At 73.6% G+C, this 9,127-nt stretch carries 8 protein-coding genes; 2 read left to right on the top strand and 6 right to left on the bottom strand.

Annotated elements, in window-relative coordinates; translation table 11 throughout:
* Window positions 1–111: 111 nt before the first annotated feature.
* The 6 genes from ACFW9D_RS36545 to ACFW9D_RS36520 are packed head-to-tail and all read right to left on the bottom strand — an operon-like array spanning window position 112 to window position 5,095.
* Window positions 112–531, bottom strand: coding sequence for a VOC family protein (locus ACFW9D_RS36545; RefSeq protein ID WP_384629562.1), 420 nt, complete (start codon window positions 529–531; stop codon window positions 112–114).
* Entirely contained in the window at window positions 528–1,394 is an 867-nt protein-coding gene (locus ACFW9D_RS36540; RefSeq protein ID WP_384629559.1) for a helix-turn-helix domain-containing protein, read from the bottom strand. The genes ACFW9D_RS36545 and ACFW9D_RS36540 overlap by 4 nt, the downstream gene beginning before the upstream one ends.
* Before the next feature lie 33 nt (window positions 1,395–1,427).
* Window positions 1,428–2,087 carry a response regulator gene (locus tag ACFW9D_RS36535; protein ID WP_384629557.1) on the bottom strand — a complete coding sequence of 220 codons (660 nt, stop codon included), beginning with the start codon at window positions 2,085–2,087 and terminating at the stop codon, window positions 1,428–1,430.
* The gene (locus tag ACFW9D_RS36530) at window positions 2,077–3,372 is read right to left on the bottom strand and encodes a sensor histidine kinase (protein ID WP_384629554.1); all 1,296 of its coding nucleotides are present in this window, start codon (window positions 3,370–3,372) and stop codon (window positions 2,077–2,079) included. The genes ACFW9D_RS36535 and ACFW9D_RS36530 overlap by 11 nt, the downstream gene beginning before the upstream one ends.
* A 35-nt stretch (window positions 3,373–3,407) precedes the next feature.
* Entirely contained in the window at window positions 3,408–4,178 is a 771-nt protein-coding gene (locus ACFW9D_RS36525) for an ABC transporter permease (protein WP_384629551.1), read from the bottom strand.
* Complete coding sequence (locus ACFW9D_RS36520) at window positions 4,175–5,095, bottom strand: ABC transporter ATP-binding protein (protein ID WP_384629548.1); 921 nt, start codon at window positions 5,093–5,095, stop codon at window positions 4,175–4,177. The genes ACFW9D_RS36525 and ACFW9D_RS36520 overlap by 4 nt, the downstream gene beginning before the upstream one ends.
* Before the next feature lie 163 nt (window positions 5,096–5,258).
* Between ACFW9D_RS36520 and ACFW9D_RS36515 the strand changes: the two genes are divergently transcribed.
* Entirely contained in the window at window positions 5,259–7,076 is a 1,818-nt protein-coding gene (locus ACFW9D_RS36515) for an ABC transporter ATP-binding protein (protein WP_384629545.1), read from the top strand.
* Complete coding sequence (locus ACFW9D_RS36510) at window positions 7,073–8,956, top strand: ABC transporter ATP-binding protein (RefSeq protein WP_384629542.1); 1,884 nt, start codon at window positions 7,073–7,075, stop codon at window positions 8,954–8,956. The genes ACFW9D_RS36515 and ACFW9D_RS36510 overlap by 4 nt, the downstream gene beginning before the upstream one ends.
* The last annotated feature ends 171 nt before the right edge of the window (window positions 8,957–9,127 follow it).

Here is a 9,127-nt window from a genome sequence, read left to right as displayed (position 1 = left end):
CGGCAAAGGTGCGGAGTGCCTGTGATCTGGGGAAGGCGCGGCGAAGCCGCATGCCTTCCAGGGGCGCGGGGAACTGCGCGACCAGCCCCCACGCACCCGCAGACGAACGGTTCAGGCCCGCGGCTCGCCCGCATACGTGCCGAAGGACCACTTGTTCCCCTCGGGATCGAGAATGGCGAACTCGCGGCTTCCGTAGGGCTGGTCCTCGATCTCGCGGAGGATCTTGACGCCCGCGTCGACGAGCCGCCCGTAGAGTTCGTCGACCCGCGCCGTCACGACGTAGCAGCCGAACGAGCCGGGCCGCAGGCTCCAGTCGCCGGCCTCGTCGTCCACCGGTTTGGCGGAGCCGAGCATGATCCCGCCTCCTTCCGGCCAGTCGAGCTGCGCGTGGGCGACGCGGTCACCGTCCTCGTGGACGGCGGTGCGCAGGAATCCGACCGTGCCGACGAGGAAGTCGATCAGGGCGGGCGCGTCGTCGGCCTGGAGGGTGGGCCAGACGGTGGGCGGAGGGGTGTTCTGTGTCGTGTTCATGAGTCCGATTCTTCGCCGTTGAGGTGCCCCCCGGCTTGGATGTTCCGGCACTCCTCGGCGAGCCACGCGGTCGGGCTCAGGCCGGTGTAGCGGTGGAACGCGCGGACGAGGTGGGAGTGGTCGGCGTAGCCGTGTGCGGCGGCGACCCGGGCGAGGTCGGGCGGGGCGCCGCGGGCGACGGCGCGGACGACGGCGGCCTTGGCGTGCTGGAAGCGCATGAGACGGGCGGCCTGCCCGGGGCTGAGGCCGGTCTCGGCGCGGAAGAGGGTGGTGAGCCGGCGCTCGCTGAGGGCGACGTGCGTGGCGAGCCCGGGCAGCGTGCCCGAGCCGCGGTGCCGGGCGAGCCAGGTCCAGGCCTCGGCGACCTCGGGGCGGACACCGGCGAAGGGGTCGTCGTCGGGGCGCAGGTACGCGGCGAGGCAGGCGAAGCGGTCGGCCCAGCCGGGCAGCTCGTGGAGCCGGTCGCGGATCCGGGCGGCGGCGGGCCCGAACACGTCGGTGCCCTCGGTGACGATCTCCCCCGACAGCGCGGCGGCGGGGACGCCGAGCACGGCGCGGGCGGCGAGCGGATGCAGGGCGAGCTGGATGCCGGCCTCGTGCGCGGGCTGCGCGATGAAGGCGGGGGCCTGGTGCAACCCGCCCACGACGATGTCGGTGCGGACGGCGTCCGTGCCGGTGGCCTGCTCGGCGGTGGCGCCGCCGACGACGGGCCCGTCGAGCGAGAAGATCACGGTCAGGTACGGGGAGGGCAGCCCGCGGTGCAGCGCGGGCCGCTGCCCCTCGCTGCGGTATCCGACCGCCGAGACGATCGGGCCACCGGGCCGCGGCGTCGCGCGCACGAACTCCTGGGAGCCGCCGCTCATGGTTCCAGTATGGGGACGGACCGGCCGGGGCGGCTATCCGAGAATTTTCCGGTCGTACGCCACGGCGACCGCCGCCGCGCGGTCCTTGACGCCCAACTTGGCGTAGATGTGGGTGAGATGGGTCTTCACGGTGGCCTCGCTGATGAACAGTTCGCGGGCGATCTCCTTGTTGGAGGTGCCCTTGGAGACGAGGAGGAGGACCTCGCGCTCGCGTGCGGAGAGGGTCTCGTCGGCGGGGGCGGCCGGGGTGCGGACGGCGGTGACCAGGCGGGACGCGACGGCGGGCGACAGGACGGTGCGGCCTTCGGCGGCGGCGCGTACGGCGGTGAAGAGTTCCTCGCGCGGGGCGTCCTTGAGGAGGTAGCCGGTGGCGCCGGCCTCGATCGCGGGGAGGGTGTCGGAGTCGGTGTCGTAGGTGGTCAGGACGAGGACCCGGGCGCGGGCGCCGCGGCGGGTCAGTTCCCTGATCGCGTCGACTCCCCCGCCGCCGGGCATCCGCAGGTCCATGAGGACGACGTCGGGGTCGAGTTCGGCGGCGCGGGCGACGCCCTCGACGCCGTCGGCGGCCTCGCCGAGGACGGTGAACCCGGGGGCGGACTCGAACATGCCGCGCAGGCCGTTCCGTACGACGGGGTGGTCGTCGACGATGAGGAGGCTGATCGGGGCGGGGCCGCCGGGGGCTTCACTGGTCATGGGGCACCAAAGGTACGCGAGCGGAGATCGCCGTGCCGCCGCCCGGCTCGGACTCGACGGTGACGTCGCCGGCGAGGCGTTCGGCGCGGGCGCGCATGCCGTCGAGGCCGAAGCCGCCGCTGCCGGTCCGGGCGGGCAGGGTGAGCGGGTCGAAGCCGCGGCCGTCGTCGCGGACGTCGAGGGTGACCTCGCCGGCCATGAAGGAGAGGGTGACGCCGAGCCGGCCGGCGTGGGCGTGGCGGGCGGCGTTGGAGAGGGCCTCCTCGGTGATGCGCAGGAGGGTGGCCTCGATCTCCTCGTGCAGGGGCTGGGCGGTGCCGGTGAGGGTGAACTCGGCGCGCACGCCGGTGCGGGTGCCCCAGTCGGCGACGGTCTTCTTGAGCGCCTCGGGGAGGGTGGCGTCGGCGAGGGCGGCGGGGGCGAGGTTGTGGACGGAGCGGCGGGCCTCGCCGAGGCTGTGCCGGGCCAGGTCGCTGGCGCGGTCGAGGTGTTCGCGGGCGACGGCGAGGGTGGGGGCGCCGGCGACGACCTGGAGCTGGGCGATGATGCCGGTCAGCCCCTGGGCGATGGTGTCGTGGATCTCGGCGGCGAGCCGGCGGCGTTCGTCGGCGACGCCCGCCTCCCGTGCCTGGAGCAGGAGTTGGGCGTGCAGGGCGGCGTTCTCGTCGAGGGCCTGCTGGAGTGCCGCGTTGGTCCGGGCGAGTTCGTGGATGGTGCGGACCTGGACGCGGGCCCGCTCCTGCTCCTTCTCCTGGAGGTGTCCGGTGATGACGACGAAGGCCATGTTGGCGACGATGAGCGCGCCGAACACGGACCAGCCGAGCGGTCCGCGGGGCGGCAGGCCGCCGCTCTGGGCGCCCGCCACGATGATCACGGAGGCGAGGATGCCGGGTTTCTGCTGGCGGCGCGGCAGCAGCCGGTCGGCGTCGTAGTAGCCGACGGCCGCGAAGAAGGCGAAGAACGGGTTGATGAGCGCGACGACGAAGCCGATCGCCCAGCGCGCCCAGTAGAAGAGCGCGCTGACGGCGGACGGGCGCGGTACGGCCGGTTCGGTGAGGGTCCACCACACCTGGAGGGCGAGCGCGGTGGCGATGAGGCTGCCGGCGATCCACCACTGGGTGCGGTCCATGCCGATGACGTCGGAGGTGGCGGCGATCAGTACGGTGCCGATGGCGAGCAGGACGTACGCGCCGTAGCGGTGCACGACGCGCCAGGGGTCCTCGGCGGTGGCGACGGCGTCGGCGAGTTCGGCGGCGGTGCGCTCGGGCGCGGGTCCGTTGATCACGCGGTCAGTCTGCCTCCACGGGGCCTGCGGCACGGTCACTCCCAGCGGAACCAGCGGGCGGCCGCGGCGGACAGGGCCACCGCCCAGGCGGCGACGACGAGCAGGTGGACGGTGCCGGGCCAGTCGCCGGCCGCGGCCTGGTCGAGGGCCTGCGCGGCGGCGCCGAACGGGGTCAGCTCGACGATGTGCGCCAGTGCGTCCGGCATCGACTGCACCGGCAGCCAGACGCCCGCGGTGAACATGGACGGGAAGAACACGACGGTGCCGATGGCCGTGGAGATCTTCGTCGTGCCGGCGCGGGCGCAGACGACGGCGCCGAGGGCGAGGGCGACGGCCACGGCGAGGACGAGGGCCAGCAGGTAGCCGAAGAGCTGGCGGGGCAGGGCCACGTCGAAGGCGAGGTGGCCGACGGCGAGGCAGAGCGCGGCGGAGACGAGGACGGCGGCGCCGTGGATGCCCATCTGGGCGCCGATCAGCGCGGATGGCCGTACGGGCGTCGTCGACATGCGGCGCAGGATGCCGCGTTCGCGGTAGCCGGTGATGATCGGCGGCATCGACTGGAGGCCGCCCGCGATCATGCCGAGGAGCACGGTGACGGGGACGTAGGCGTCGACGAGCCGGATGCCGCCGAGGCTGTCGTCGGCCTCCCGGAAGGCGGGGATGGAGCCGAGGATCACGAGGAGGGCGACGGGGAAGAGGAGGATGCCGACGAGGCTGCCGGGTTCGCGCCTGAAGAGGCGGAACTCGGCGGTGAGGACGGCGCGGCGGGCGGTCTTGGCCGGGGCGGCGAGGGTGACGGTGCTCATGACTGGCCGGCTCCTGTCAGGTCGAGGAACGCGTCGTCCAACGTGGCGTCGGAGACCCGGAGTTGGTGGGCGGTGACGTGCTGCCGGGCGAGCAGGGTGAGGAGCGCGTCGACGGTCGTCTCGCCGCCGGTGAGGGTGACGCGGCCGTCCTTGTGGGCGACGGAGGCGAGGGCGGGCAGGGCCGCGAGTTCGCGCTCGTCGAGCGGGGCGGAGGGGGTGAAGGAGATGACGATGGCTCCGGCGGCCTGCCGGATCAGTCCGTCGGGGGTGTCGAGCGCGGCGACCCGCCCCTGGTCGATGACCGCGATGCGGTCGCAGAGGCGCTGTGCCTCCTCCATGAAGTGGGTGACGAGCAGGACGGTCACGCCGCTGTCGCGGACCTCCTCGATGAGCTGCCAGGTGTCGCGGCGCGAGCGCGGGTCGAGCCCGGTGGTGAGTTCGTCGAGGACGACGACGCGGGGGTTGCCGACGAGGGCGAGCGCGATGAACAGGCGCTGTTTCTGGCCGCCGCTCAGCCGGGCGAAGCGGGTGCCGAGCTTGTCGGTGAGCCGCAGCCGCTCGGCCAGCGGGCGCCAGTCCAGGGGGTCGGGGTAGAAGGAGGCGTACAGCTCCAGGGCCTCGCGCACGGTGAGCTTCGGCTGGATCTCGCTCTCCTGGAGCTGGGCGCCGAGGATGCGGGTGACCTGCTCGTGGTCGCGTACGGGGTCGAGGCCCGCGACCCGGACGGTGCCGGCGTCGGGGGTGCGCAGGCCCTCCACGCACTCGACGGTGGTGGTCTTGCCGGCGCCGTTCGGGCCGAGGACGCCGAAGATCTCCCCCTCCTGGACACCGAACGAGACACCGTCGACGACGGCCCGCCCGGCGTACGTCTTGCGCAGCCCCGCGACCTCGATGAGTGGTGCACTGGTGATCGTCATGGCTTCAGCGTCCCGCTCGGGCGCCGGGCCCGGTATCGGCCGACGCGCTCGAGCGCGTATCAGCCGATCGGTTGATACGGGTACGACTCCGGGGCGCGGACCGGCCCGGGGGGCCGGAAAACCCGGTGAAAGATGTCAGTGGCGATCCGTAGTCTCACTCCTGATGGCCACTTCACTTGCACCCACCACGGATCCTGGACCGGCGACCGGAGGCGAACGGCGGTCGGCCGTGCGGGCGTTGCTGCGCCTGTGGCCGTACGTGCGGCCCGTGCGGGCGCGCTGGACGGGGGCGGCGGTGGTGGCCGTCGTCGCCTCCTGTCTGGGGCTCGTGTTCCCGCTGGTGCTGAAGTGGATCGTGGACGGTCCGGTGGCCGACCGGGATCCGGGCGGGGTGTGGCTCGGGGCGGGGGTGCTGCTCGCGCTGGGTCTCGCGGAGGCGCTGCTGTTCGGGCTGCGGCGCTGGCTGGTGGCGCGGCCGCTGGCCGGGGTCGAGGCGGCGATGCGGGCCGATCTGTACCGGCATCTGCAGCGGCTTCCAGTGGCCTTCCACGACCGGTGGGCCTCGGGCCAGTTGCTGTCGCGCGCGACGACGGACCTGATGGTCGTGCGGATGTTCCTGGCCTTCCCGCTGACGTTCCTGATCGTCAACGGGGTGACGATCGTGGCGGGCCTCGCGCTGCTCGTCGTGCAGGACTGGGGGCTCGGTCTGGTGCTGCTCGCGCCGGCGGTCCCGCTGATCGCGGTCTGCTACCGGTTCGAGCACGGGTACGCGGACGCGTCGCGGCGGGCCCAGGACCAGGTCGGCGATCTGACCACGGTCGTCGAGGAGTCGGTGCTCGGCATCCGGATCATCAAGGGCTTCGGGCGGCACCGCAGCCAGGCCCGCGCCTTCCGCGACCTGTCGCGGACGCTGCGCGGCACGGAGCTGGTCAAGGCGCGGCTGCTCGCCGGGATCCTGGCGGTCATCACGCTCCTGCCGGAGGCGGCGCTCGGCGCGGCGCTCGTCCTGGGGACGGTGCAGGTCGCGGACGGCGGCCTGTCGGCGGGCACGCTGGTCGCGTTCCTGTCCACGGCGCTGGCGCTGCGCTGGCCGATCGAGTCGATCGGCTTTCTGCTGGCGATGAGCCAGGAGGCGGCGACGGCGACGCGGCGCTTCTTCGAGGTCATGGACGAACCGGAGGAGACCGAGCCGGACGCGGTGGCCCCGGGGGCCGTCGCGGGCGGGGACGGGCTGCGCTTCGACGGCGTCGAGTTCCGCTACCCGGACGCGGAGGCGGGCTCCGTGCCGACGCTGCGCCGCATCGACCTGCACATCCGCTCGGGCGAGACGATGGCGCTGGTCGGGGCGACCGGCAGCGGCAAGACGACGCTCACCGCGCTGGTGCCGCGTCTGTACGACGTGACGGGGGGCCGGATCACGCTCGACGGGCGGGACATCGCGGCGATGTCGCGCGCGGAGCTGCGCACGCTGGTGTCGATGGCGTTCGAGGAGCCCACGCTGTTCTCGGCGTCGGTCGCGGAGAACGTGCGGATGGGGGCTCCCGGCGCGGGGGACGCGGAGCTGGAGCGGGCGCTGGGCGTCGCGCAGGCGGACTTCGTGGCGCGGCTGCCGCAGGGTGCGGCGACCGAGGTCGGTGAGCAGGGTCTGAGTCTGTCGGGCGGGCAGCGCCAGCGTCTGGCGCTGGCCCGCTCGGTGGTGGGCGCCCCGCGCTTCCTGATCCTGGACGACCCGCTGTCGGCGCTCGACGTGCACACGGAGGCGGCGGTGGAGGCGGCCCTGCGCCGTGTCCTGGCCGACAGCACCGCCCTGGTGGTCGCGCACCGCCCGTCGACGGTCCTCCTCGCGGACCGCGTCGCCCTCCTCTCGGAGGGCCGGGTCACGGCGGTGGGCACGCACCACGAGCTCCTGCGCACGAACGCGGAGTACCGGCATCTGATGTCGGGGGACGACACGGACCCGGAAAGGGCGGCGCAGGCATGACGACGACCACAGGGAAGCCGGTCGAGGCCACGGGCCCGGACGACGAGCCGCATCCGCAGTCGCCGCCGGCCGCCGGTCCGCCGGCTCCCGGCGACCCGTTCGACCAGGACGATCTCCCTACGCGCAAGGGCGCGACCGGCGCCCTGCTGCGGTCCTTGCTGCGACCGCACCGGCGCGGGGTGTGGCTGACGGTGCTGGCGCTGCTGTTGCAGCAGGGCGCGGTGCAGTCGGGGCCGCTGCTCGTGGCGTACGCGATCGACCGGGCGGTGCCCGCGCTCCGCGACGACTCCTACGGGCCGCTGATCGCGGTCGGGGTCGGGTTCCTGCTCGCGGCGTGCTGCTCGGCCGCGTTCCTGTACGCGTACATCCAGCTGTCGGCCCGGGTCAGTCAGGACGTGCTGCTCGATCTGCGCGGCCGGATCTTCCGGCACGCGCAGGCGCTGAGCGTCGACTTCCACGACCGGTACACCTCGGGCCGGGTCATCTCGCGGGCCACGACGGACGTCGAGTCGCTGCGCGAGCTGCTCAGCGAGGGCCTCCAGGAACTGGTCAACGTCATTCTGGCCTCCGTCTACATCACGGTGATGCTGCTCTGGCTCGACCTGGGCATCGGCGCGGTCGCGGCGGCCTCGTTCGTGCCCCTGTACGTGCTGATCCGGCTGTACCGGCGGCGGGCGGCGCGCGCTTACGGGGAGCGGTCCTCGGCGATCGCGGCGGTCATCGTGAAGTTCGTCGAGACGATGAACGGGATCCGGCCGGTGCGGGCCTTCCGCCGCGAGGACGCGAACGACGCGGACTTCGGGCGGCTCAACCACCGGCACGAGCGGGCGAACGGCACGGCGATGCTGGAGATGGCCCGCTACGTCGTCGGCTCGCGGATCATCGCGAACACGGCGGTGGCCGGAATGGTCCTGTGGGGTGCCTACCGGGTGGCGGGCGGGACGCTCGCGCTGGGGGTGCTGGCGGCGGCGGTCCTGTTCGTGCGGCGGCTGTACGACCCGATCGACCGGCTCGCGATGTTCCTCAACTCGTACGAGTCCGCGGCGGCGTCACTGAAGAAGATCGCGGGGCTGCTGGAGCAGGTGCCGTCGGTGCCGGAGCCGGGCGCGCCGCGCGAGCTGCCGGAGCGGAGCGGTGAACTGCCGGGCCGGGACGTCGAGTTCCGGGACGTGTCGTTCGGGTACCGCACCGGTGGCGAGGTGCTGCCGCGCTTCGACCTGCGGCTGCCGGCCGGGCAGACGGTCGCGGTCGTCGGTTCGACCGGCGCGGGCAAGTCGACCCTCGCGAAGCTTCTGGCCCGCTTCTACGATCCCTCGCACGGGCAGGTGCTGCTCGACGGGGTCGACCTGCGGGAGCTGTCCACGGCGGCGCTGCGGCGCGGGGTGGTGATGGTGACCCAGGAGGCGTTCCTGTTCTCCGGGACGGTCGCGGAGAACATCGCGATCGGGCGGCCCGAGGCGAGCCGGGAGGAGATCGAGCGGGCGGCGAAGGCGATCGGCGCGCACGACTTCATCATGGCGCTGCCGGACGGGTACGACACGGACGTGCGCAAGCGCGGCGGGCGTATCTCGGCCGGTCAGCGGCAGTTGGTGGCGTTCGCGCGGGCGCTGCTCGCGGATCCGGGGGTGCTGATCCTGGACGAGGCGACGAGCTCGCTCGACATTCCCGGGGAGCGGGCGGTGCAGCGCGCGATGCGGACGGTGTTGCGTGGGCGCACCGCGGTGGTGATCGCGCACCGGCTCTCGACGGTGGAGATCGCGGACCGGGTTCTGGTGATGGCTCACGGCCGCGTGGTGGAGGACGGCCCGCCGTCCGAACTCATCGCGGGCACGGGCACGTTCGCGACGCTCCACCAGGCCTGGCGGGACAGCATCCACTGACCCCTGGAGGCGGGGTGCCGACCCGGCGATCGCCCCCGCCGTAGGGGCCGAGGATCCTCGCGGGGTGCTGCGCCGCCGTGGCTGATCGCGCAGTTCCCCGCGCCCCTGAAGGCACGCTCCGCGTGCCCCAGGGGCCGGGCAGGCGCGCCCCCTCAGGGGGCGGGGCTGTAC

Source organism: Streptomyces sp. NPDC059524 (genome assembly GCF_042749255.1).
GTDB classification, from domain to species: domain Bacteria; phylum Actinomycetota; class Actinomycetes; order Streptomycetales; family Streptomycetaceae; genus Streptomyces; species Streptomyces xanthii.
The sequence above is the reverse complement of the archived record's forward strand: the minus strand, read 5'-3'. Positions and strand labels throughout refer to the sequence as shown.

Bases quoted from the DNA above. Each gene is read 5' to 3' on its own strand.
- ACFW9D_RS36540 (WP_384629559.1), bottom strand. From the start codon at position 1,394: ATGAGCGGCGGCTCCCAGGAGTTCGTGCGCGCGACGCCGCGGCCCGGT.
- ACFW9D_RS36545 (WP_384629562.1), bottom strand. From the start codon at position 531: ATGAACACGACACAGAACACCCCTCCGCCCACCGTCTGGCCCACCCTC.
- ACFW9D_RS36510 (WP_384629542.1), top strand. From the start codon at position 7,073: ATGACGACGACCACAGGGAAGCCGGTCGAGGCCACGGGCCCGGACGAC.
- ACFW9D_RS36535 (WP_384629557.1), bottom strand. From the start codon at position 2,087: ATGACCAGTGAAGCCCCCGGCGGCCCCGCCCCGATCAGCCTCCTCATC.
- ACFW9D_RS36520 (WP_384629548.1), bottom strand. From the start codon at position 5,095: ATGACGATCACCAGTGCACCACTCATCGAGGTCGCGGGGCTGCGCAAG.
- ACFW9D_RS36525 (WP_384629551.1), bottom strand. From the start codon at position 4,178: ATGAGCACCGTCACCCTCGCCGCCCCGGCCAAGACCGCCCGCCGCGCC.
- ACFW9D_RS36515 (WP_384629545.1), top strand. From the start codon at position 5,259: ATGGCCACTTCACTTGCACCCACCACGGATCCTGGACCGGCGACCGGA.